Origin of the sequence: Photobacterium sp. NCIMB 13483 (assembly GCF_003025475.1) — a bacterium.
Lineage (GTDB): Bacteria > Pseudomonadota > Gammaproteobacteria > Enterobacterales > Vibrionaceae > Photobacterium > Photobacterium piscicola.
On the sequence record NZ_PYLV01000008.1, the window covers coordinates 39,745 to 63,537 of the forward strand.

A 23,793-nucleotide genomic window follows, 5' to 3' on the forward strand; every position below is an offset into this window, starting at 1 on the left:
CTATCCCTTTGCACCAATAAAATAGACCGTTATTGACCTTACTGTGTGTTTAATTTTCAAGCAAGAATAAAACGTTATTTGATAACAATTATTCAACTTCATGAACATATGCTACCAAGTTTATGCTGATGCATAATTGCATGTAAAATCACCCTTTCAGCTAACAATATCCACAATTACTCATTAAAAACCTATTTGTTATCACAAGTTTGGTTTATTCCAGTGCTGATTTGGGCTATCTTAACGGGGTTATTACAGGAATACCAAGGTAGGCAAACTATTATGCCAATGAAAACAGATGAACTTCGCACAATAAGTCTAGGTCGAATGCCGACCCCAGCAGAAGTAGAAACAGCCTCACCAATGACAGATGCTATTGCAGTGCATGTTGATAGTGCACGTAAGCAAGTAGAAGCAATCTTATCAGGTAAAGATTCTCGTCTTTTGGTGATTGTAGGTCCATGTTCAATTCATGACACCGACGCTGCTATGGACTATGCGAAACGCCTTGTTGCTGTACAAGAAACATATAAAGACCAATTATTTATCGTTATGCGTACTTATTTTGAAAAGCCGCGTACTGTTGTTGGTTGGAAAGGTTTAATCTCAGATCCACATTTAGATGGTAGTCTCGATTTGGCTACTGGTTTGCATAAAGCGCGTAAATTATTAATTGATATTAATGCGCTAGGGCTACCCACTGCGACTGAGTTTTTAGATATGATCACCGGTCAATATATTGCTGACCTCATCACATGGGGAGCCATTGGTGCCCGCACCACTGAATCTCAAATCCATCGTGAAATGGCTTCTGCATTATCTTGCCCTGTTGGTTTTAAAAACGGTACCGATGGCAATATTAAAATTGCGATTGATGCTATTCGTGCCACGCGCGCATCTCATTTGTTTTGCTCACCCGATAAGAACGGTCAAATGACTATTTATCGTACTGCCGGCAATCCATATGGTCATATCATTCTTCGTGGTGGCAAAATGCCAAATTATCACCACCAAGATATTGCAACGGCTTGCGAAACATTGGCTGAATTTGAGTTAGCACCAAAGTTAATTGTCGACTTTAGCCATGGTAATTGCCAAAAACAACACAAACGCCAGCTTGATGTTACGGCTGATATTTGTGAGCAAATTCGTAATGGTAGCCAGTCAATTGCAGGCATTATGGCTGAAAGCTTTATTAAAGAAGGTAATCAAGCGGTTATCTGCGGTAAAGAAAACGAGCTTGTTTATGGTCAATCGATAACAGATCCCTGTATTGATTGGAAAGATACATTAGTGATGCTTGATATGCTAGCCAGCGCAATTAAAGATGCCAATGCATAAGTTTGCTTTACTATTTTAATACAATAAAAGGAGCATCAATATATTGTCGCTCCTTTCTTCGTATTAAATTAACAGTATAATGTACTCATTAATTCATAACGGGATAGATTCCCACATTTAGGTTAGAGGCCAATAACATGCCATCTTTTGATATTATTTCTGAAGTAGATACCGTAGAAATTAAAAATGCGGTAGATAATTCAATCCGAGAAATTAGTACTCGTTTTGATTTTCGTGGTGTTGAAGCCAACGTAGAATTAAATAAAGAAATCGTCAAGATCACATCAGAATCAGAATTCCAAGTTGATCAAATCGTTGCTATTTTACGTGGTAATCTGGCTAAGCGTGGCGTTGATGCCAATGCTCTTGAGCGTAAAACCGTGACGTTTTCTGGTAAAACAGCATCACAAAATATTGAATTTAAGCAAGGCGTCGAAACAACCAATGCTAAGAAGCTAGTTAAAGAAATTAAAGACGCAAAGCTAAAAGTTCAAGTGTCTATTCAAGGTGAAAAACTCCGCGTTACCGCTAAAAAGCGTGATGATCTACAAGCAACAATGGCACTTGTTCGTTCTCAAGAACTGGGTCAGCCATTCCAATTTGATAATTTCCGCGATTAATCGCAACAAATATAAAGAAGGAAGCGTCTTACGCTTCCTTTTTTTTGAATAAAATATTAAACTTTTTTTGAATGAATTTAAAAAAAGTAATAATATTTAAACTGTGTTTATCAAAATTATACTTTACTGTTATGCGAAAATACGTCATACAAATATAAATTAACACACAACACAAACATCAATTTATCAAAAAACCCCACCTTAAAAACGTTCCAATAACAGTCGCAACATAAAAATCACACTGTAGAATACTTTTTAAGCAAACGAATTTTTTTTATTTGCAAAAATTGTTGCGGAGCATGCTTATACCCTATAATTCACGCACTTCAATAATGGTTAATTATTTTTCATTCTCTGTAACTAACATAAGTAGGTAACAACAACAGCAACGATAACTAGCACGGAATGCTTATTACGATCATGGAACGCTCACCTCTTACAACAATTATCCTTGTTGTATATCACTATCTATTTGCTTGCTTGTACGGCTTCACTTATCTCGGTATGCAGTGACTGAAAAGAAAATAAAGGAGATGTCCATAATGGGCACCGCACAACAGAAAACAACTGCAACAACCGAAAATACCCAAAAGCTCGGCTGGAGTAAAAGTGATACCGTATGGATGCTCGGTTTATATGGCACAGCAGTTGGTGCTGGCACTTTATTTTTACCAATCAATGCGGGGGTTGGCGGCTTAATTCCCCTTATCGTAATGATGATTTTAGCGTTACCAATGACCTTTTTTGCTCACCGAGCGATGATGCGTTTTGTACTATCAAGTGCTAACCCTGGTGCTGATATTACAGAAGTGGTTGAAGAGCACTTTGGTAAAAATATGGGTAAGATTATTACTGTCTTATACTTCTTTGCTATCTACCCTATTTTGCTTGTTTATAGTGTGGCTTTAACTAATACCGTTGAAAGCTTTATGAAGTTTCAGTTAGGTATTGAGCCACCAGCACGTGCAATCTTAGCTTTGGTTTTGATTCTTGTATTAATGGCCATTGTTCGTTTAGGTGAGCAACTGATCGTAAAAGCGATGAGTATTTTAGTATTTCCCTTTGTTGCGGTTCTACTGATGCTGGCGTTATACCTTGTTCCGCATTGGAATGGTGCTATTTTCACTGATATTATTCCTCAAGGCGGCGGCAGTAATACCGTCATCATGGCTGTATGGCTAATCTTGCCTGTAATGGTGTTTTCATTTAACCACTCACCAGTTATTTCTTCATTCGCTGTTGCTAAAGAAAAAGAATATGGTGCTAATGCAGAACGCCAAGGGTCTCGTATTTTATTACGCGCCCATATTATGATGGTTATTACGGTGATGTTTTTTGTTTGTAGTTGCGTGTTAAGTTTAACGCCTGCTAACCTCATCGAAGCTAAAGCACAAAATGCCTCAATTTTGACTTACCTAGCGAATCATTTTGATACACCCGTTATTGCTTATGCTGCACCGATTGTGGCAATTATTGCTATCACAAAATCATTTTTGGGCCACTACTTAGGCGCAAGTGAAGGTTTGAATGGCATTATTCATAAAGTCGCGCGTGATAATAACAAAACACTTTCAGACAAAAAACTTAACCGCTTCACTGCTTTGTTTATGCTGCTTACCACTTGGGCAGTTGCAACATTAAACCCAAGTATTTTAGGTATGATTGAGAACTTGGGTGGACCCGTTATTGCGATGTTGTTGTTTATCATGCCAATGTATGCAATTAAGAAAGTGCCAGCGATGAAAAAATATGCAGGTTCAATTAGTAATGTTTTCGTTACTGTTATTGGTTTAATGTCTATCTCTGCTATTTTCTACTCATTAGCACAGTAATATTGCACGCCATCATACAAAAAAACCGAGCCCTAAAAGCTCGGTTTTTTATTTTCTCACATCAATGGCTTATGAATGATATAAGCTCGGCTCACCTTCAGGACGGGTTTTAAACCGTCGGTGTAACCACATATATTGACTTGGTGCAGACATAATAGAACGTTCAACTGCTTTATTGATATACACCGCAGCAGCATGAGGATCCTTATGTGGAAACTCAGTTAATGGCGGAAATATTTTTAACGTATATTTACCACTGTTACTATTACGAATCATCGCAAAAGCCAAAGGCACCGCACCTGAAGCATCAACCAACAAACTGGTGCCTGTTGTCGTACAAGCCTCTTTTACTGCAAATAAAGGAGCAAAGGTTGAGTTACGACCATGACCATAATCTTGATCAGGCGCATACCATAATATCTCACCATTCTTTAAGCCTTTAAGCATGCCTTTCACATTTTTACGATCAAGCATATATTTATTGGAACGTACACGACCTTTAAACTGGAAGTAATCAAAACAGGGATTATTATTCGGTCTATATACGCCAACTCCTGGAGTCTTTAAACCAAAAGCACGTGCACCTAATTCTAAGTTCATAGAGTGTACTGCTATTAGTAAAATACCCTTTCCTTGCTGTTGTAACTGTTCTACATGCTCTAATCCTTCGACCTCAACATGCCGTTCTACACGAATATCAGGCCAAAACCACGCCATTGCCGTTTCAAATAAGGCCAGCCCAGCGTTATCTATATTCTGCTTCATTATATGTTGTTGCTCTTCTTTCGCCATAAAGGGAAAACACAGAGCGATATTTTGCTGGACTGTATCGCGGCGACCGGACATCATCTTCATGACTAATCGGCCAATACATTGCCCTAAACGAAACTGAATAAAATAAGGCAGCCAACTTAGCAAATACATTATTCCTATTAATATTAAAACAGGCCAATAACGCGGATGTAAGAAAGCTTTACGAAATGCTGGCTCAGTAAATCTACTCATAATAAAATACAGGGTTCCTCTGCTCATATTTTAAGAATACGTATTCTAAACAGTCTCTTAAAAAACTCACATAACTAATCGTGCCATTATATTATGTAAAATACTTTATTGAATGCAAGTCAATGTAATATCCCAATAATTGCTATACAGCAAAGATTAAGTTTAGTTATTATTTGGTTAATAAATCAACTTTAATTATTGGCTATATATAAAATAAAAAAAGCCCACTTAAAAAGTGAGCTTTCGCAGTATTTTTATGATGTCGCTTTAATTAATAAAGACTTGGCTGTCCTTCTGGACGATTTTTAAAACGACGGTGTAACCACATATATTGACTTGGGGCTGCCATGATTGATTGCTCTACAATCTTATTAATAAACCCAGCCGCAGCATCAGGATCTTTATGCGGGAAGCCCTCAACAGGCTGGCATATCGTTAACGTATAATGACCAGAATCATTATCTCTCACCATAGTAAATGGCACGACTGCACAATCTGTCGCATCAACTAATAAGCTCGTTCCTGTAGTAGTACATGCTTGTTCTACCGCAAACAAAGGGGCAAATGTTGAACGTCGAAGACCATAATCATGATCAGGCGCATACCACACTCGCTCACCAGATTTTAGCGCTCGCAGCATGCCCTTAACGTCTTTACGATCAATTAAAGTACGATTAGATCGTGAGCGACCTTGATATTGGAAGAAATCAAAACACGGATTATTATTGGGGCGATAAACACCCATACCGGTTTTTTTAATGCCAAAAGCACGCGCGCCAAGTTCAAGATTCATTGAATGCACCGCAACCATTAATGCACCTCTGCCCTCGCGTTCAAGTTGTTCCATATGCTCCATGCCGTTAATCGTAACGTGACGACAAACGCGAGCATCAGACCAAAACCATGCCATGCCTGTTTCAAACAATGCCAAACCCGTGTTATCAATATTTTCTTTAACTAAATTTTCTCGTTCACTTTCACTCATCAGAGGAAAGCACAACTCTAAATTACGATAAATAGTATGGCGACGCTTTTTCATTAACTTAATCGCTAAACGGCCAATATGCTTCCCTAGAAAATGTTGCACCGAATAGGGTAATAAACTCAGCGAATACATTAATCCCACTAATGCTAATGTACCCCAGTAACGAGGGTGAAGTAATGATCGTGTAAATACAGGCTTATTTTTAAAACTCATGCGATATTGTGACCTATTTTTTCGTTATTTTTTATCCTAAAAAATACAAAAAATATAATAATTAGATAGGCGTCTATAATAAAGCCTAACCATGATAGTAAAAAGTAAAACTCGTCTATTTGTGATGAAAATTGACGCAATACAAACTTTCCAATAAAAATAAATAAAAATCTGTTTAACATGCGAATATTCTGTATAAAAAACAACCACGATGTAAAATTAAAGATAACTAAATCTTTTTATTATCAAACTGTTATTTATTACTAATATCAACTTTCGCCTCTCATAACGAGTAATATGTAACAACCCGTAACAGAGACTCGTTCAATACGCATTTTTCCGTATAATTGCCCTATCTTTCTTTACTCTGTGGATCATGCATTGGAATTATTGGTAATCGATTTTTTAGGTAAGCCGTTACGACTTGAAGGCTCAATGGCAGGATGGCAACAATTATTTTGGGACAACACTCTCGTTTCTCAAATTGCCGCTGCGCCAACCGATACAGATCAGTTTATACACCAGTTTGAGCTTTCTAATAATGAACAAACTATTCAATGCCAATTGAACGGAAGCTTGAGTTGGCAACCTTTTCTGATCCAATATCACGCGACGGCTAATGACCAAATGATTGCGCAAGGCGAGCGGGATGTTAAAGATATTGAACGCCAACACCCTCAGCAACCGATAAAACCAGAGAAAAAATTCAGCCTGATTGGATTAGTGTCTTTAGGCATGAAAGCCCTCAAAAGTGCTAAATTAATTAAGGTCGTACTTGCCTCTGCAAGCCTTGCTGCTTATTCATGGCTATTCTCAATTCAATTTGCATTAGCGTTACTGGCTTGTTTAGTTTTCCATGAATATGGGCATATTCGTGCCATGAAATATTTTGGCATGAAAACCAAAGGTATTTATTTAATTCCTTTTCTTGGCGGTTTAGCATTAAGTGATGAGAAAATTAACACCCGTTGGCAGGATGTGGTGATTTCTATTATGGGGCCAGCATTTGGTTTAATCATGTCATTAGCCAGCATGATCGCTTATTGGATCACTGGCGAAATGTTTTTTGCGGGTTTAGCCGTCTTTAATGCACTATTAAATCTGTTTAATTTATTACCTATTCTACCTCTCGATGGTGGTCATGTTCTAAAAAGCATTAGTTTTTCGATGAACAGTAAAATTGGCATTATTGCTTGTGCATTGGCGGCAGTTGCTGGGGTAATTTTAAGCTACCGTTTAGGCCTGACTCTATTTGGCTTCCTATTGATTATGGGCAGTTTAGAGATTATTTTTGAATGGCGACAACGTCATCAAAGTCATTTATTGCCTTTAGATCGCTATGGTCAAATATTCTCAACCGTATGGTATGTCAGTCTTGTTGCTGCCTTTATCGGTATTATTGCCTACTTTGCGAGCCTAGGTGACAGCTTATTAAGTCTGCCGCTACAAATTTTAGGCACTTAATTACGTTAGCTTAACCATATAGAGCAACACAACAAAAAATAACAATAAAAAAGCCAGCATTCAAATAACAATTGCTGGCTTTTCTTGGCTATTATAATCAATAACAGTCGCTAATCTTATTCGCGCATTAGATTATTTTTTCTTTTCCATCATCGCTTTAAGATCTGCAAAAGGGTTAAATGTCGCAGCTTGGTGATCATCTTCACCCGCACGAATTACACTGCCTTGACCATTATCAGCATCGGTGTATTTCTCATGCTCATGATCATGACAAAATAAGCATAATAACTCCCAATTACTACCATCTTGAGGGTTATTCGTATGATCATGATCGACGTGGTGAACGGTTAACTCACGTAGATTTGAATAAACAAACTCACGCGAACAACGGCCACACACCCAAGGATATATTTTTAATGCTTTTTCACGGTAGCCCGCTTCTTGGCGAGCATAAGCAGCACTAGTACCAGTATAATCAGACGACATATCTTGACCTATTTTATAAAGAAATAAACAGCTAGTCTCTCTAGCCGTTTAGGCAACTCTCTGCCAATGGTCGTATTGAACCATCACCGAACAACAAATTTCAAGTAAAGTTTCAGCTCTTCTGTTATCTATCACATTTTAATCTAGGTTGATCTTTTAATACAAACAGTTAGCTTGAAATCGTTTTTAAGCGCCTCCATATATAAAGCAGGCAATCTTTTCCGTTAAAAATCACACAGAAATTCATTGTATTTAACTTAATATTTTGACTGTAATTTAAGCGAAGAGACCTTTTATTCGAGATTTTAGAGGATAAAACCTTGTATAGATAACACGTTTTTAAAAGGTCTATGCTAAGATTCATTCAATTATTTGAAGCTGATTCTAACAGAACGTTTCACGAATCGACCTTTAACCGCTAAGAGTAAACAAATATGGCTTTTGATTTTTCCAATATGCTCACTGAATTATCAGCGATGCACGTAGATTTGTCGGCGATGCCAAAGAGTATCGACATGGGGCACGCTATCTTAGGCGCATTAGCAGTGATCTTTTTGTTAATGTATCTAATGAAAAAAGGTAAACCTGTTGAGATCGAAAAAATTGTTGAAAAAGAGATTGAAGTAGAAAAAATCGTTGAGATTGAAAAACCCGTCGAGATAATCGTTGAGAAGATCGTCGAGAAACCTGTTGAAAAAATTGTTGAAGTAGAAAAAATTGTTGAGAAAATCGTTGAAGTAGAAGTTGAACCAAAACTTAAAACATCAACACCCGATTCAGCTCTCCAGCTACTGTCACTTTTACAACAAGACGCGCGCTTTATTGATTTTATGCAAGAAGATCTTAAAGGCTTTGCCGATGCTGATATTGGTGCCGCTGCTCGTGTTATTCATGAAGGTGGTCAGAAAGTACTTAACGAATACTTTAGCTTCGCACCTGTTCGTGCTGAAGAAGAAGAATCACGTATTACTCTACCCCAAGGTTTTAACGCATCTGAAGTACGCCTAACGGGTAACGTAGTTGGTGAAGCACCATTTAATGGCACTTTAATCCATCGCGGTTGGAAAGTGACAAATGTTAAATTGCCTAAATTGGCAGAAGGCCATGATGTACATATCATCGCAGCCGCTGAGGTAGAACTATAATGCAAGAAGCACAACAACATCGCTACAGCGTGGGTATTGACTTAGGCACAACACATTGTGTGTTGTCTTATGTCGATCTTGAAAATGAAAACGCTGATGTCACAGTAATGGCTATTCCACAATTAACCACGCCTGGTAATGTGGAAGAGAAAAACCAATTACCGTCATTTATGTACCAAGCCCATGAATCAGAATTAGCTGAAGGTGATACTGCACTTCCTTGGAATGCAAAACCCAATGCTATTGTTGGTGCGATGGCACGAAATTTAGGTAGTAAGACCCCTATCCGTCTTATTTCCAGTGCAAAAAGTTGGCTTTGTCACGGTGGTGTCAACCGTCGCGAAGCATTTTTGCCACTCAATAGCCCAGAAGAAGTCGTTAAAGTATCGCCATTAGAGGCAACACAAAAATACCTTGAGCACATGGCTGATGCGTGGAATTTCCAACATCCTGAAGCGCCTATTTGTGATCAAGACGTTACAATCACGGTACCTGCATCATTTGATCCTGCTGCACGTGAATTAACCGCAGAAGCAGCACGCAATGTTGGCTTTAAGCACCTAACCTTGCTTGAAGAACCACAAGCGGCAGTTTATAGCTGGATCAAAAATAACGACGAAAACTGGCGTGATCAAGTAGCTGTTGGCGATATCATCCTCGTGATCGATATCGGTGGTGGTACAACAGATTTATCGTTAGTTGCTGTTACTGAAGAAGACGGTAATTTAACCCTTAACCGTGTTGCTGTTGGCGATCACATCCTTTTGGGTGGTGATAACATGGATCTTGCTCTCGCTTATCGCTTAAAGATGAAGCTTGCGCAAGAAGGTAAACAATTACAACCATGGCAAGTACTCGCCATTACTCATGCATGTCGTGACGCTAAAGAAGCATTACTGAACGATGCAGAATTACAATCAATGCCGATTGTTGTTCCTAGCCGTGGTTCTAAGCTATTAGGCGGTACGTTACAAACTGAACTGACCCAAGAAGAAGTACAACAAACGCTAGTTGAAGGTTTCTTCCCTCAAACAGCGATTGAAGAACAGCCAGTACAAACAGCACGTGGTGCACTGACTCAAATGGGTCTGCCTTATGCACAAGATGCTGCGGTATCACGCCATGTCGCAGGCTTTTTAAGCCGCCAAAGCCAAGCTGTTGAAGAACTATTTGCACAATATGAACAACAGCATGAAGGCTTTATTCGCCCGACGGCTATTTTGTTTAACGGTGGTGTGCTTAAATCTTCATTACTATCAGATCGCCTGTTATCAACCATCAACAGCTGGTTAACAACGGCAGGTTCAACTGAAGCGAAACTACTTTCAGGTCTTGATCTTGATCTGGCGGTAGCAAGTGGCGCGTCATATTACGGTTCGGTACGTCGTGGTAAAGGTGTCCGTATTCGTGGTGGTATCGCAAGTAGCTACTATGTCGGTATTGAAAGTGCAATGCCCGCTATTCCTGGCATGGAGCCGCCACTAGAAGCATTATGTGTAGCTCCTTTTGGTATGGAAGAAGGCAGTCAAGCTGATGTACCAAGCCAAGAGTTTGGTTTGATTATCGGCCAGCCAGTACAATTTAAGTTCTTTGGTTCAACTGTACGTCGTGACGATGTTGCAGGTACACACCTTGATTGGTGGCAGCCAGAAGAAATGGAAGAATTACCGACAATTCAAATGACATTACCTGTCTCTGAAGGTCGTAGCGCTGGCGAGGTTATTCCTGTTAAGCTAGCGTCACACGTGACCGAATTAGGTATGTTATGCCTTGAAGCTATTGCGACTGATAATGGTCAGAAATGGCAAGTCGAATTTGACGTCCGCGAAGCTTAATTGTTCGCACAACGGCGCACTTTATAGTGCGCCGTTTATTTATCTAATCACTAGCCAATGAAGCATGTCAGGGGTACATTCTTATCTGTTTCTTACCCGCAACACACTGACACATCAAACGTTTCTCATCTGGCTATGTTCTCATCTCAATTATTTTATGGAGCCAGCATGTCTTCATCTTCTCCACGTTATCTCGTTGGTATTGACCTTGGTACAACACACACCGTTGTCGCTTATTGTGAAATCACAGATACGTTAGAAACAAGTCCGATGCATATTTTTGAAATTGATCAATTAATTGCACCGGGTGAAGTTGCGCGTAAACCACTATTACCCTCATTCCGCTATCATCCCGCGGAAGGCGAAATGGACGCCACTCAATTAGTATTACCTTGGAATGCTGAGCCTGTAAACGGTGAAATTCCAAGTGTGATTATTGGTGAATTTGCACGTGAGTTAGGTGCAAAAGTTGAAGGTCGCCAAGTTGTCAGTGCGAAAAGTTGGTTATCACATCAACATGTTGATCGTAATGAAGCAATATTACCTTGGTCATCAACGGCCTCAACGTCTGATGTAAAGAAAGTCTCGCCAGTTATTGCTAGTGCAAGTTACCTTAATCATGTCCGCCAAGCGTGGGACTATCATCATAAAAATGACAAACTTGCCCAACAAGAAGTGGTCATTACCGTTCCGGCCTCTTTTGATGAGTCAGCACGCGCACTGACACTAGAAGCTGCAGAATTGGCAGGATTAAAGAAAGTATTACTACTAGAAGAGCCACAAGCGGTGTGTTACGACTGGTATGCCCAAAACCGTCAACAAGCTGATGAATTATTAAAAGACATTCCATTATTAATGGTGTGCGATGTCGGCGGTGGTACTACCGATTTAAGTTTAATCAAAGTTGGCACTGATGAGGGTAAATTGACCCTTGATCGTATTGGGGTTGGCGATCACTTAATGTTAGGCGGCGATAATCTCGATTTAGCATTAGCACACGTTGCCGAACAACGATTACATGGCGAATCTAAAAAACTCAGCCCTGCCGCGTTATCAAAGCTCATTCAGCAAACGCGAAAAGTGAAAGAAAAGTTATTATCAGGCAATGCACCAGACAACGCCAAAGTAACCATGCTAGGCAGTGGCTCACGTTTGATTGGTGGTGCTAAAAGTATTGAGCTGAACCGTGAAGAAGTGCATAGCATCGCCCTTGATGGCTTTTTCCCTATCACCGCATTTACAGATCAACCGAACCAACGTCAAGCAGCGATGGTTGAGTTTGGACTTCCCTATGCAGCGGATCCAGCTATCAGTAAGCATGTAGCACAATTTATTGATCTGCATGACAATGTCTGTCGTGAAGCGTTTAATGATTTTAACCTGCATCACCCTGATTCAATCATTATTAGTGATGATCAACCTGCAATTCCAGTTGCCGTACTGCTCAATGGTGGTGTGTTTAACAGCCCCCTACTGTCAGCACGTACGCTAGATATTATTTCTCGCTGGCGCGGTGCTCCAGTTACTGAACTTAAAAACCTCCACCCTGACTTAGCGGTTGCCTTTGGCGCTGTTGCTTATGCCAAAGCACGTCATGGCGCACAACTCAAAATTGGAGGTGGTTCTGCTCGTTCATTCTTCCTCACTATTGGTGAAAATAAAGGCACTAAGCAAGGAATTTGTTTATTACCTAAAGGGATTGAAGAAGGTGTCGAAGTTACGCTAACTCACCGTAAATTTGCATTAACATTAGGTGAGCCAGTACGATTTAACTTAGTTTCTTCTACCAATGATAAACATCACGATATTGGTGAACTGATTGAAATCGTCGGTGATGGTTATGTTAGCCTGCCGCCATTCATTGCAACCTTAGACAGTGATCGTGATCGTGACCAACTGGCTGCGAACCAAAAAGATCGTGAAGAAGTAACCCTAGCTTGCCAGCTAACTGAAGTAGGCACCCTGCAAATTGAAGCAGTTAGCCTTAATGATAATGGCAAACGTTGGAAAGTTGAATTTGCTATTCGTAAAGACTTAGCCCGATTAAATCGTACTAACAATGACAGTGATAGCACGCTTGCAGAAAGTGAACTTCCAGCACGCATGCCAGATGCCATTGATGCGATTAAAAAAGTCTTTGGTGGCACTAAAGCCGCAGATAATAAAGCAGTAAAAACATTACGTAATGATCTTGATAAAATCTTGGGCAAACGTGACGCATGGGAAACGCCATGTTTACGTGAACTAGCAAATGCGTTACTTGATAGTAAGAAACGTCGTCGCCGATCTGATCTTCATGAACGTAATTGGTTAAAACTTACTGGCTTTACTATGCGTCCAGGCTTTGGTTATCCGGCAGATGAGTACCGTATGGAGCAAATCTGGCAGCTATATCAACACGGGATTCAATTTGATACCAATACTCAAACTTGGTGTGATTGGTGGACTTTTTGGCGTCGTGTCGCTGGTGGCTTATCGCAAGAACAGCAACTTGTTATCTATAAAGACATCGCTAAATACATTTCGCCAGGGGCAAGCCGTAACGCTAAGTTGAATAAAGAGCTCCAAGAGCGTAGCTACGAAGACATGGTACGCTTAGCGGCTTCTTTAGAGCACTTACCGTTTGATAAGAAGCTACAGCTGATTGAGTGGTTATTTGGTCGTTTACAGAAAACCCAATATGCACAAGCACATTGGTGGGCTATTGGCCGCATTGCAACACGTTCGCCGTTCTATGGCAGTGCTCATAACCTATTGTCAGCTGAGCATGTCTCTTACTGCTTACCAGAGCTAATGAATTATGATTGGCGTAAAGAGTCATACATTGGTTTTGCTGCAGTAATGATGACGCGCATGACAGGCGATCGCACATTAGACATTAACGATGAGCTACGCCAACAAGTCATTACTAAGTTAAAACAAAGCAAAGCCCCTGATAGTTGGATCGAAATGGTATCTGAAGTCAAAATATTGACAGAAGCAGAAACCAAACGCGTATTTGGTGATGCGTTACCCAATGGATTACGCCTTATTGGTTAATTAACTTAAAACAATGCAATAAAGGGAGGTTCACCCTCCCTTTATTTAACTGCATATATTCAATCTAATATTCCTTATTTAAAAACAAGCTGAAATTAGACGCTTATTGATTAAAAACAGAGGCTTTTGATTTTATTTTTCCATTTTAAATACAAAATTAAACCATAAAAATAATTCTATTAATCTTCTGTTAAGGTTCACATTGCTATTGTCTTGCTAACAGCATTTGTTTACTTGTTATATATCTAACAAGTCGACCGTTTTTCAAGCATTGAGTGGACGAATTGGAAAGACCATTATCCCACTCTTAAAAATTCAAATAGGCAAGACTATGACAAATACACAATATGATTTAATCGCACAACGTATCTTTAAATCAGAAAACCAACGCGTTGCTGTTGCTGCAGTCGTGTTTGATGGGCTTTCAAGCTACGAAGCAGAGAAGCGTTATGAGCTACCAAAAGGCACACTATCTCGCAACGTTCGTAAATATAAAAATGAAGTACAATACATTGAGTCTGTTTCTGCAGCTTAATTGTTAAATATATTATTTATAACTGTTCCAATATACTTAGGTATATATGAAATAAAATAATCATCCTCAGTTATAAGTTAAATAAAAGAGAATGTAGCTCTACATTCTCTTTTAAATAACATTAACAATAACAACAAGATTTCAAATTTAATCACCGCTTCGTAAATAAACACTCGTCTTAAATAGACCTACCGCAGCAATTAATAACCCCAATAATGTTATTGATCCTACACTCGCTAATGTATGCCAAGGCTGATCGCTGGTTAAAATATTGAACGCCAAATTACTGACACTGTTTAACCAAGCCCCTATCGCCATTGAATCAAACAACATATAACTAATGAACTTAATGAGTGTTATTGCAACAAACAACACTAGCAATGGGTGCTCTGTTAACTGAGAAGTACAAAAAATTATGCAGGCAATCGGCAATAACGCTAAACTCATTGCCTCCATCATTGAGATAAACTGACTCCAGTGCAATACAATAGCAACAAAAGAAAGTGAATTCTCAGCCAACATATCTGCAGGCATCATCCACATTGCAACAAGCCATACAGTTACATCAACAAAGAGTAAGAATAATGATGAAAGTAATGGAATAACGACAAGTGCCACCAATAACTTAATCGCTATTGCTTTACTATCACTCACGGGCATTGAATGCCAAAAAGCCAACGTGCCTTCTTTACGTTCTTTTGCAAGCGCTCGCGCTGAATAAGTAAAAAAACTCAGCAAAGAAACAATACCAGCAATAAAAAAAGATACCGATCCAACAACACCTGCAAATGATGAGGCGACAATTGGTGGTTGCCAACCATCAATATCATTCATCTGAATATTAAAAGAGAAATCATTAATATTACTTAAAACCATAACCACTAATAGCGTTGCAAATAATGCTAAAAACAGAGGTAATCGTATAATTATTTTATGCTCTAATAATTCATTTTTTACTAAGGTATAACTCTGTTTCATTGTACGGTCTCCTGCTGTTTCGCTAAAAATATATCAGCAAGACTGGGTTGGCTAATATCACCTAACAATGCCAATTGAGAAATATCAGCACCTTCAAATAACAATCGATATTGGCCTAATTGACAATTAACCGTCAGTGGGTTGAGTTGTTTGGCTGCAGCAATATGTTCATCATTCACCGATAAGATAGTAAATTCGCTCGCTAATGAAGAGAGTGGTGCTTGTAATACCGTTTGACCATTTTTAAGTACTAAAACATCTGTCAGCAAATGTGCAATCTCATTCACTTCATGACTCGCTATGATTAATGCTCGCTCACCTTCTGCAAACCATGCCATCAAGGTACGATAAAATGTCGAACGGTACATAAGATCAAGCCCAAGTGTCGGTTCATCTAAAATAAGCACATTGACGTTCGTTGCCATCACCAACGCTAAATGTAACTGCACTTTCATACCTTTTGATAAGGCTTTTATTTTACTATTAAGCTTAATCTTAGTTTGCGCTAAATACTGATCCATCTTTTGTTGTTCAAATCGCGGATGAACACCCATGGTATATGCCATTAATTGCTTTACTGTCATCCATTCTGGTAAAGACTCAGCATCAGAAATATAAGCAAGATGTTTAACTATTTTGTCGCGATTTTTTTCCGGTGATAAATTAAAAATACTCAATGTGCCAGTACAACTATGCATACCCAGCAAAGTTTTAATTAAGGTTGATTTACCTGCACCATTATGGCCAAGTAAACCAAGGACTTGTCCACTAGATAAACTAAAGCTAATGTTTTCTAATGCTTTTTTATCATGATAAGACTTAGTAATGTGTTGAGCTTTAATAAAAGGTTCATCACAGTTTATATTACTCACATAGAATCCTTAGTGGCCAGTAAATCGAAATAATGTTTATTAATAACACAAACAATTTGCTTTATAAATTGATGGCTTACAAAATAGCACCTTTAAAATAAAACAACGTTTAATTATAAGATGCCAATAATCAACTGCAAATAATAAAATACACTATGCACAATAATATGAGTTAATAATGGGAAGTAAGGCGAGAGTATACAGAACTAATATAATTAGCTCTGTATACTAAATAAGTGGTTAATATAAAAATGCAACTTACTATATAAAAATAAGAAGGCTGTAATCGAAATTACCAATAAATATAGTATTAAAACATCGGCAGTATGAACATAATTATATTGCAACAATTAACCGTTAAAACTAAAGTTTAACTATTGATTTATATCGTTATTCAGCTTCGTTAGATAACTCTTCAACAACAAGATCATGTGGTGACACGTCATCTTTTTCCATCATAGCTAAAATCTCAATCATACGAGAATGACGTGACTCTTGTTTAAACTCATGTAATACGGCAATTAGATTATTTATTTTTTGAAGGGGAATGCGCTTGATTACTGCTTTTTGGCGACCTGGTACTTCATCAGCAAAATCAATTAAAATTTGGCGATAGTCAACACGTGCTTCCTTTACCTCACCTGTTGCTTCTACGCTTTTTAACATCGCACTGAGCGCTTTTTCTGCAGCCGCGAAACTGTCCATTAATAACCTCGGATAATAATACAAATTTGCTTTGAACATGAAATTGCAAAGCATGCATTGATAAAATGAACAACCTTAATATGAAAATTTAACATTGTTCTATATTTAGCTAAATGAAATTAATAACCTCAGATGAATAAATGAGATTGGTGTTTCCCACCAACACACTTTAAAGTGATATTTTCACATTAAAGACTCTTTTATTATAATTGATCTTTTCATTTTCGTGTAACAGGGGACGCTACTTCTGTGAATATTACTCTGAGTTCGCTTTATTGTGAACACTAATTTAAAAAAATCGTCAATTTATTCACTCGAAATTGAATATACGTCCTTTTTTGACTCGATTTTTAGCACAACATCACAACTTATTATCACGTTCGTTATCTTGTTCCCCTTAATAAAAGCGTAATAATCAACTATAGTTAGCCCAAATTTATCATTTTATAATAGGCAAATTGTGCGTTCATACCCTCTTTTAGTTACCGTTGTTGTCGGTAATATCATTTCTTTATCTAGCTTTGCTGCAAACGCATCAATTCAATCATCAGGCAGCTTTACCTCAAATGGCAGTTGTGAGGCATACCAATCTTTTCGTAAACAAACCAACCCTGATAACACTCAGCTGGTTAACAACAAGCAATATGCAATAAAAGCCATTAATAAAAAAGAATTTGATTGGGTACAAATACTTATCCCAAATGCATCCCCTGCTATGCGCTGGGTTAATAAATCATGCGGAACCGCGCAGTTAACGGATAATATTACAACACAACCTTCGGCATCTACATCATTCAATACCTCATCAAAAAGCTGTAATACTCGCAATGAATTTGATTCATATGTATTAGCATTAACCTGGCAACCTGGTTTTTGTGAACATTTCCACTATAAAGGTAACAAACCTGAATGCACTGCTATTAATGACGGTAAGTTAAAGATAACTAATTTAACATTACATGGATTGTGGCCAAACAAAGCCAGCTGTGGCACAAAATATGGTTATTGTGACCGTTATGCTCGTCTCGATCTTTCTGCATCGACAATCAAAGAAATAGCACCATGGATGCCTAATTTTTACTACCAAACAAAATTTGGCGAATATGAATGGAAAAAACATGGCGTTTGTCAAAACCTCGATGCAAATGACTACTTTTTAACAGCAACCAAGCTGGTTGAAAAAGTCGATACTTCAGCTATTGGTCAATTTATCAAAGCAAATATTGGTAATAATGTCTCAACGGCCAGTTTTAAGAAGAATTTGATCTCTCACTTCGGTGCAGATGCAGTGGATCGCATAAGCCTTTCCTGTAGCCAAGGTAAGTACTTAAATGAAGTTAGATTAAATATCGGTAAATCATTTAATGTTAACAATAGTGTTCAAGCGTTACTAGAATCAGGCCCTAAAGGCCGTCCTTTCTACGGCAATTGTCATAAGAAAATACATATTGAAGCTGCTGGAAAGTAAGCATTCTCATATTTAATTTATCACTATGATAAGAGAGCAATTTATTCACTTGCTCTCTCTTTTCTTTAATGTCTTATTTTCTATACCAAACGCCTTAATTACTGAAGATTATATCTCTAATCTAATTCTAATATAGGAAACACCACCGTAATAGAAAATACGAATAGTCTTTTTTTTAATGGTAAAATCTCAACATACGATAATGCACATCGTTCAATAGCTTTTATACGGCTCAATTCACACATTTTTACAACACATTGATTATAAAGAATAAAAATACAAAAAAACACAGCCAATGTAACGTGTTACATAGTAATAATTCTTTTTTTGTGATATAAGTCTCCTAGGATTTTTCATTTTTTGTGCTACCTTGCATCGCCTTAGATGGCAATGAAATCGGTTACATGTTTAATAATTGTAATAAATAATAGCGGTAAATATTACAAATTATTATCAATAAAAAAACCTATTATAGAAACCGATAGCAAGAGCACTCACAAATAATGAATGTTCCTCTTCACTAAGTAACCCCTCAAGGTTGCATAGTTTTATTAACAGGAAAAAATATGACTTCTACGAATGGAAATATACTGAGTTCAATCAATGACACCTTAATGGCAATTATTGGCTCAGTAAACGGCGTTTTATGGGGCCAACTTCTCGTTTATTTATTAGTTGGTGTAGGCATTTACTTCAGTGTTCGTCTTGGTTTTATCCAAATACGCCAATTCCGTCATTCAATTGACGTATTAAAAAGCGGCCGTGAAATAGAAAATGGCATTAGCTCTTATCAAGTTTTTTGTACATCAATGGCAGCACGTGTCGGTACCGGTAATATGGCTGGCGTTGCGGTTGCATTAACCATTGGTGGTCCTGGTGCGATTTTTTGGATGTGGTTAATTGCTATCTTTGGTATGGCAACCGCTTTTATTGAATCAACCTTAGCACAAGTTTACAAAGTAAAAGACGTTGACGGTCAATACCGTGGTGGCCCCGCTTATTATATGGAGCAAGGTCTTGGTAAACGCTGGATGGGTACTCTTTTTTCAATTTGTCTTATTATAGCTTTCGGCTTTGTCTTCAATGCCGTTCAAGCAAATACCATCACAGACGCACTGCACCACTCTTTTGGTTGGGATGAAACAACACAAGGTATCGTTATTGTTGTCTTTACTGCCTTCTTTATTATGGGTGGTTTACGCCGTGTTGCGACCGCATCAACAAAAATTGTTCCTATCATGGCGGTTGGCTATTTAGCGATTGCATTAGTTATCGTTGCAATGAACATTACTGAACTACCAGCAGTGCTTGCTCTTATTGTGAAAAGTGCCTTTGGTTGGCATGAAGCTGTTGCAGGTGGTGTAGCATTCACAGCTTCACAAGCAATGCAAAGTGGTATTGCTCGTGGCTTATTCTCAAATGAAGCCGGTATGGGTTCTGCGGCGAACGTTGCTGCAAGTGCAACACCAAACCCTAACCACCCTGCTTCACAAGGCTTTGTACAAATGCTTGGTGTGTTTGTGGATACTATTGTTATTTGTACCGCATCAGCAGCTATGATCATGTTGTCAGGCGTAATGAACTCACCTGATGCTGCAACAGGTATTGGTTTGCTTCAACAAGCGTTGAGTAATCAATTAGGTGATTGGACAACCTATTTTATTACCTCAGCTATATTACTATTTTGTTTCTCATCGATTATTGCAAACTACACCTATGCAGAAACAAACATTATGTTCCTAAACGGCAATACCAAAAAAGGCTTATTCCTGTTCCGTCTTGCGGTATTAGGTATGGTAATGTTTGGCGCTGTTGCTTCACTTCCTGTTGTTTGGAGCCTAGCTGACGTTTCAATGGGCTTAATGGCACTGGTTAATATTGTTGCTTTAATATTCCTTTCAGGATTAGCCATTAAAGTTATCAAAGATTATGAAGAACAACTTAAAGCGGGTAAAACACCAGAATTTGATCGCTCTAAGTTTAAAGAGCTGAAAGATATTGAAGGTGCATGGCACCCAGATACTATTGCAGAAGCACGTGAAGCCAATGGCAATACGTTTAATAAATAGAATAATTAAGTAGTATTTATCTATTGAAACCAGTCAGCAATGACTGGTTTTTTTATCTTTATTTTAAGCATTAATTCTAGCCCGATAAAAATAAAAAAAGGCTAAAGAAATATATTCTTTAGCCTTAGGCATATTTACACATTATAGGTAACCATGTTGGCTTTTCCAGCTTTCACTCATTTGTGCTAGAACACACGCAGGAAGTGGTCGATGGGCTTTTGCAGGCTGAGTAGCGATTTTTCGATAACCACTTGCTTGCAGTCTTAAATCAAAGGCTTTATCAATTGGCTTGCCAGCACGTGCCAAATCCCAACGGAAGACACGCAGTGCTGTATATTCATGCTGTTCAATTTCACCACCATAAGGATACATTAGCACTTTAGCATATGCTTGTTTTGCCAATTCGAAGTTCACATTAATCATGAGTTTCTCCTTAGCACCTATTTGGCTATCACTACTGCCAAGGGCTAAGTTTAACGTAAAACGTTACAGTGTCTCATGCAAGCCATTTCTCAAAGATCTTGATGTAAAATGATATATATAACTGAATTATGTGATACTCACCTCAATATTGTATAGTTAAGCAGCATTTTCTGCGGTAAAAACAGCCAACTATTATTTAATTCACTCGATGATATCACTTTCTAAAAATTGCACTTTAAACCGGTTATAAGCTGCATTACTATGCTAGGTATAACCACTTCAAGGACAACATAATGCAACCAATACAAGTGCAACCTAACCCACAACTTGCCGTTATTTTTAAAACATGGTCTACGGAGTGGGCTAAAGATGTTGAAGCTGGAAAAAAAGACACTGCGAACCAGTTTCATACGGTATATAGCATTGCAGCTAATTTGTTTGCAAAAGGTGGTGAAATAGATATTGCCGTTATTTCTGCATTATTTAACGACTGTAAACAAAAAACAGAAATGGCTGAACAGCTGGTTAAAAAAATAAGCATCAGCTTAAAAGATGATGATGAACGCGCACAACAATTAATTACTAAAGTAAATACTGCGGCACAAGATGCGGCTTTTGCAATGAATTACCTTGGCCAGTTATTAATAAAATCAGCATAAATTTATAAACAAGCAGTGCTTCGGCTGATTGCACTGCTTATTTTTTAACTAATACCATTCTGTAACATTACCAATAACGCATTACTTGTATTGCATTATTTATTATATTCTACGCCTCATTTTAGCTTATTTTATCGCTATATTTTGACGTATCAGCATGCTTTATTATTAACAAGCCGCCATCATGAAAATAACAACGTTAACGACTATGTTTAGCCGCTGGTTTTCCAATGCAGCAGACATTCCCGACTCTATTCGTATAACCGTTCCAATGCTAGTCAGTCTAGGTGTGTTTTATAGCTTAGGTTTTACTAGTGCCGGTATATCAGGCTTGATTACAGCATGGTTACTTGGCGTTCAAGCTCGCAATCTACCCTATTTAAAACGATTACAAATACTGTCTATTTCTATCATAATCACCGTTGTGGCAACTTATTTGGCGTTTTTAGTATTTAGCTATATGTGGTTAAGTGCTATTACATTATGTTCAATCGCCATTCTTTATGGCTTAATGTCTAATCAACGCCCTCATATTCGTTTATTTGGCTATAACTTTGGTTTTATCTACATTATGGCGATTCATTTTGCCTCTGTAGGCGATAGTTTAACTATTGTGCTGATGGCGAATGTCTTTGCTGGCTTATGTGTCATGCTCTCATCTTTAATGCTATGGCCTTTTTTTAAAGGACGTATTTTGCATCAACACACAATAACAGTGCACAATGCATTGGCTGATTGGCTTGATGAATTACGATTATCTAATGATGAAACACAGTTAGCGGCAAGACGACAATTCTTTTATCAAAGTGCCCACAATTTAGCGTATTACAGCAATTCTGTTTCATCGTCTAAGCGTGCCCTACAAATAAAAATAGAACTGCAACGTTTATTAGAAATGTCTGAGTATATTATTTGTTTAGAGCGGGTACTCAGCTTTGATATTCATACAACCACACGAATTAAACTATTTGGTTGGATAGAAAAAGCAGCCGACCAATTAAGAAAAAAACAACAAATCACTGCAACATTTGCAACTAATGAATACAAAAATACAGTTTATATTATTGATATAATAGAAAATTTTAAACGTTGTTATAATTTTGATACTTTTTCATCACCCGATAATAGTAAAAATATCTATTTATTTACTAATGACAGTGAAGCATTTATTAGTGATTTTCGTCTTGCTCTTAAATTTAATTCTAAAGAGTGGCGTCATGCTGGAAAAATTGCGGTAACATTAGCTGTAACGCAATTTTTAACTGAATTTTATCATTTGCCACAAGGTTATTGGATCTCACTAACAGCCTTTATTGTGTTGCTGACATCATCAATGGCAATCACTAATCATCGCATTTGGAATCGTTTTTCTGGTACGGCTTTAGGGGGGATTTACTGCTTCATCTGTTTATATTTTGTACCACCACAATACCTTCTGTTATTAACCAGTATTTCAGTCTTTTTCTCTTTTACGTCTTATCATAAAGAACGTTACGACATCCATGTATTTTGGTTAACATCAATGATTGTATTCGCGATCAGTTTGTTATCTCCTGATAATACTTATGTGTCATTTTACCGAATTATCGACACATTATTTGGTGTAACTATCGCATTTTCGGTGAACTACTTCATTGCACCAAGTTGGACAATGACATGGTTAGATCGCCACACAGCTAGCATGATAAAGTCTCAAATATTGTATGTTGCAGTATTAAACAAACCGCAGTGGGAACAAAAAATTAACTTATATCAAAGCCAGCAACGTTATTATGCGCTAAACGGCGAGGTTATGAATTTACTCAAAGAGCCTAACTTAAGCCCTCGAACATCAAAAGACTGGTTAAGCTTATTAGTATTAATTCAACGCTTAAATGATGCGCTATTATTGGCAACAAAATTGGGTATTCAATCTGAGAAGCCACAGTCAACAACACGTTGGATTAATCAATTACAATGGATAAGACAAACATTTCCTGATCGTTGCAAACATGGCGGAATGCCACCGTTTTATGTAGAAACGACGCCTATCCCTGAAGATATGTTATGTGCATTAATCGAAAAAGACATTCAACAACTTACCGCATGGATGCTATATCAGCGAGCTTTTGTGGTATAG

Annotated in this window: 19 protein-coding genes; 12 read left to right on the top strand and 7 right to left on the bottom strand. The window is 38.0% G+C overall.

Features of this window, described 5'->3' with window-relative positions:
* Nucleotides 1-282 precede the first annotated feature (282 nt).
* The 3 genes from C9I86_RS08430 (at nt 283) to C9I86_RS08440 (ending at nt 3,793) form a co-directional block, all read left to right on the top strand.
* Complete coding sequence (locus tag C9I86_RS08430) at nt 283-1,341, top strand: 3-deoxy-7-phosphoheptulonate synthase (protein WP_080157219.1); 1,059 nt, start codon at nt 283-285, stop codon at nt 1,339-1,341.
* 137 nt (nt 1,342-1,478) lie between these two features.
* Nucleotides 1,479-1,961 (top strand): YajQ family cyclic di-GMP-binding protein, encoded by a 483-nt coding sequence (locus C9I86_RS08435; protein WP_080157218.1) that lies wholly within the window; start codon nt 1,479-1,481, stop codon nt 1,959-1,961.
* 542 nt (nt 1,962-2,503) lie between these two features.
* Complete coding sequence (locus C9I86_RS08440; RefSeq protein ID WP_107276142.1) at nt 2,504-3,793, top strand: serine/threonine transporter; 1,290 nt, start codon at nt 2,504-2,506, stop codon at nt 3,791-3,793.
* A 69-nt stretch (nt 3,794-3,862) separates the two neighbouring features.
* Here the strand turns inward: C9I86_RS08440 and lpxL are convergent, their stop codons facing one another.
* Entirely contained in the window at nt 3,863-4,798 is a 936-nt protein-coding gene (gene lpxL, locus C9I86_RS08445; protein WP_080157216.1) for an LpxL/LpxP family Kdo(2)-lipid IV(A) lauroyl/palmitoleoyl acyltransferase, read from the bottom strand.
* A gap of 271 nt (nt 4,799-5,069) precedes the next feature.
* The gene (locus tag C9I86_RS08450) at nt 5,070-5,996 is read right to left on the bottom strand and encodes an LpxL/LpxP family Kdo(2)-lipid IV(A) lauroyl/palmitoleoyl acyltransferase (protein ID WP_080157215.1); all 927 of its coding nucleotides are present in this window, start codon (nt 5,994-5,996) and stop codon (nt 5,070-5,072) included.
* 381 nt (nt 5,997-6,377) lie between these two features.
* Here C9I86_RS08450 and C9I86_RS08460 point away from each other — a divergent pair, with 381 nt between their 5' ends.
* Nucleotides 6,378-7,460, top strand: a complete 1,083-nt coding sequence (locus C9I86_RS08460; protein ID WP_080157213.1) for a site-2 protease family protein — start codon at nt 6,378-6,380, stop codon at nt 7,458-7,460.
* 132 nt (nt 7,461-7,592) lie between these two features.
* Here the strand turns inward: C9I86_RS08460 and C9I86_RS08465 are convergent, their stop codons facing one another.
* Nucleotides 7,593-7,946 carry a YajD family HNH nuclease gene (locus C9I86_RS08465; RefSeq protein WP_045036123.1) on the bottom strand — a complete coding sequence of 118 codons (354 nt, stop codon included), beginning with the start codon at nt 7,944-7,946 and terminating at the stop codon, nt 7,593-7,595.
* Nucleotides 7,947-8,422: 476 nt separating this feature from the next.
* On the opposite strand from C9I86_RS08465, the gene C9I86_RS08470 reads away from it, so the two are divergent.
* The 4 genes from C9I86_RS08470 to C9I86_RS08485 all read left to right on the top strand — a co-directional run bounded on the left by C9I86_RS08470 (nt 8,423) and on the right by C9I86_RS08485 (nt 14,500).
* Nucleotides 8,423-9,091 carry a DUF2760 domain-containing protein gene (locus C9I86_RS08470; RefSeq protein WP_045036214.1) on the top strand — a complete coding sequence of 223 codons (669 nt, stop codon included), beginning with the start codon at nt 8,423-8,425 and terminating at the stop codon, nt 9,089-9,091.
* On the top strand, nt 9,091-10,926 hold the full coding sequence (locus tag C9I86_RS08475; RefSeq protein WP_107276143.1) for an Hsp70 family protein: 1,836 nt from the start codon (nt 9,091-9,093) through the stop codon (nt 10,924-10,926). The genes C9I86_RS08470 and C9I86_RS08475 overlap by 1 nt, the downstream gene beginning before the upstream one ends.
* 168 nt (nt 10,927-11,094) lie before the next feature.
* Nucleotides 11,095-13,965: an Hsp70 family protein gene (locus C9I86_RS08480; RefSeq protein WP_107276144.1), complete on the top strand. Its 2,871-nt coding sequence runs from the start codon at nt 11,095-11,097 to the stop codon at nt 13,963-13,965.
* A gap of 331 nt (nt 13,966-14,296) precedes the next feature.
* On the top strand, nt 14,297-14,500 hold the full coding sequence (locus C9I86_RS08485; RefSeq protein ID WP_036795050.1) for a hypothetical protein: 204 nt from the start codon (nt 14,297-14,299) through the stop codon (nt 14,498-14,500).
* Nucleotides 14,501-14,647: 147 nt separating this feature from the next.
* Here C9I86_RS08485 and C9I86_RS08490 read toward each other — a convergent pair whose 3' ends face one another.
* From C9I86_RS08490 to C9I86_RS08500, 3 genes are all read right to left on the bottom strand, one after another.
* Nucleotides 14,648-15,478: an ABC transporter gene (locus C9I86_RS08490; protein WP_107276145.1), complete on the bottom strand. Its 831-nt coding sequence runs from the start codon at nt 15,476-15,478 to the stop codon at nt 14,648-14,650.
* The gene (locus C9I86_RS08495) at nt 15,475-16,350 is read right to left on the bottom strand and encodes an ABC transporter ATP-binding protein (RefSeq protein WP_080157208.1); all 876 of its coding nucleotides are present in this window, start codon (nt 16,348-16,350) and stop codon (nt 15,475-15,477) included. The genes C9I86_RS08490 and C9I86_RS08495 overlap by 4 nt, the downstream gene beginning before the upstream one ends.
* Nucleotides 16,351-16,740: 390 nt before the next feature.
* Complete coding sequence (locus C9I86_RS08500) at nt 16,741-17,055, bottom strand: hypothetical protein (RefSeq protein WP_080157207.1); 315 nt, start codon at nt 17,053-17,055, stop codon at nt 16,741-16,743.
* A gap of 460 nt (nt 17,056-17,515) precedes the next feature.
* Between C9I86_RS08500 and C9I86_RS08505 the strand changes: the two genes are divergently transcribed.
* Nucleotides 17,516-18,523, top strand: coding sequence for a ribonuclease (locus C9I86_RS08505; RefSeq protein ID WP_107276146.1), 1,008 nt, complete (start codon nt 17,516-17,518; stop codon nt 18,521-18,523).
* Nucleotides 18,524-19,089: 566 nt separating this feature from the next.
* Nucleotides 19,090-20,592 (top strand): sodium:alanine symporter family protein, encoded by a 1,503-nt coding sequence (locus C9I86_RS08510; RefSeq protein ID WP_080157205.1) that lies wholly within the window; start codon nt 19,090-19,092, stop codon nt 20,590-20,592.
* A 141-nt stretch (nt 20,593-20,733) separates the two neighbouring features.
* Here C9I86_RS08510 and C9I86_RS08515 read toward each other — a convergent pair whose 3' ends face one another.
* A complete protein-coding gene (locus C9I86_RS08515; protein WP_080157204.1) occupies nt 20,734-21,015 on the bottom strand; it encodes a hypothetical protein in 282 nt (93 codons plus the stop codon).
* A gap of 293 nt (nt 21,016-21,308) precedes the next feature.
* On the opposite strand from C9I86_RS08515, the gene C9I86_RS08520 reads away from it, so the two are divergent.
* Together C9I86_RS08520 and C9I86_RS08525 are read left to right on the top strand one after the other, a co-directional pair.
* A complete protein-coding gene (locus C9I86_RS08520) occupies nt 21,309-21,674 on the top strand; it encodes a hypothetical protein (protein ID WP_080157203.1) in 366 nt (121 codons plus the stop codon).
* Nucleotides 21,675-21,858: 184 nt separating this feature from the next.
* A complete protein-coding gene (locus tag C9I86_RS08525; RefSeq protein ID WP_107276147.1) occupies nt 21,859-23,793 on the top strand; it encodes an FUSC family protein in 1,935 nt (644 codons plus the stop codon).

Bases quoted from the DNA above. Each gene is read 5' to 3' on its own strand.
- C9I86_RS08520 (WP_080157203.1), top strand. From the start codon at position 21,309: ATGCAACCAATACAAGTGCAACCTAACCCACAACTTGCCGTTATTTTT.
- C9I86_RS08510 (WP_080157205.1), top strand. From the start codon at position 19,090: ATGACTTCTACGAATGGAAATATACTGAGTTCAATCAATGACACCTTA.
- C9I86_RS08485 (WP_036795050.1), top strand. From the start codon at position 14,297: ATGACAAATACACAATATGATTTAATCGCACAACGTATCTTTAAATCA.
- C9I86_RS08500 (WP_080157207.1), bottom strand. From the start codon at position 17,055: ATGGACAGTTTCGCGGCTGCAGAAAAAGCGCTCAGTGCGATGTTAAAA.
- C9I86_RS08450 (WP_080157215.1), bottom strand. From the start codon at position 5,996: ATGAGTTTTAAAAATAAGCCTGTATTTACACGATCATTACTTCACCCT.
- C9I86_RS08440 (WP_107276142.1), top strand. From the start codon at position 2,504: ATGGGCACCGCACAACAGAAAACAACTGCAACAACCGAAAATACCCAA.
- lpxL (WP_080157216.1), bottom strand. From the start codon at position 4,798: ATGAGTAGATTTACTGAGCCAGCATTTCGTAAAGCTTTCTTACATCCG.
- C9I86_RS08435 (WP_080157218.1), top strand. From the start codon at position 1,479: ATGCCATCTTTTGATATTATTTCTGAAGTAGATACCGTAGAAATTAAA.
- C9I86_RS08465 (WP_045036123.1), bottom strand. From the start codon at position 7,946: ATGTCGTCTGATTATACTGGTACTAGTGCTGCTTATGCTCGCCAAGAA.
- C9I86_RS08470 (WP_045036214.1), top strand. From the start codon at position 8,423: ATGCACGTAGATTTGTCGGCGATGCCAAAGAGTATCGACATGGGGCAC.
- C9I86_RS08525 (WP_107276147.1), top strand. From the start codon at position 21,859: ATGAAAATAACAACGTTAACGACTATGTTTAGCCGCTGGTTTTCCAAT.
- C9I86_RS08430 (WP_080157219.1), top strand. From the start codon at position 283: ATGCCAATGAAAACAGATGAACTTCGCACAATAAGTCTAGGTCGAATG.
- C9I86_RS08475 (WP_107276143.1), top strand. From the start codon at position 9,091: ATGCAAGAAGCACAACAACATCGCTACAGCGTGGGTATTGACTTAGGC.
- C9I86_RS08490 (WP_107276145.1), bottom strand. From the start codon at position 15,478: ATGAAACAGAGTTATACCTTAGTAAAAAATGAATTATTAGAGCATAAA.
- C9I86_RS08515 (WP_080157204.1), bottom strand. From the start codon at position 21,015: ATGATTAATGTGAACTTCGAATTGGCAAAACAAGCATATGCTAAAGTG.
- C9I86_RS08480 (WP_107276144.1), top strand. From the start codon at position 11,095: ATGTCTTCATCTTCTCCACGTTATCTCGTTGGTATTGACCTTGGTACA.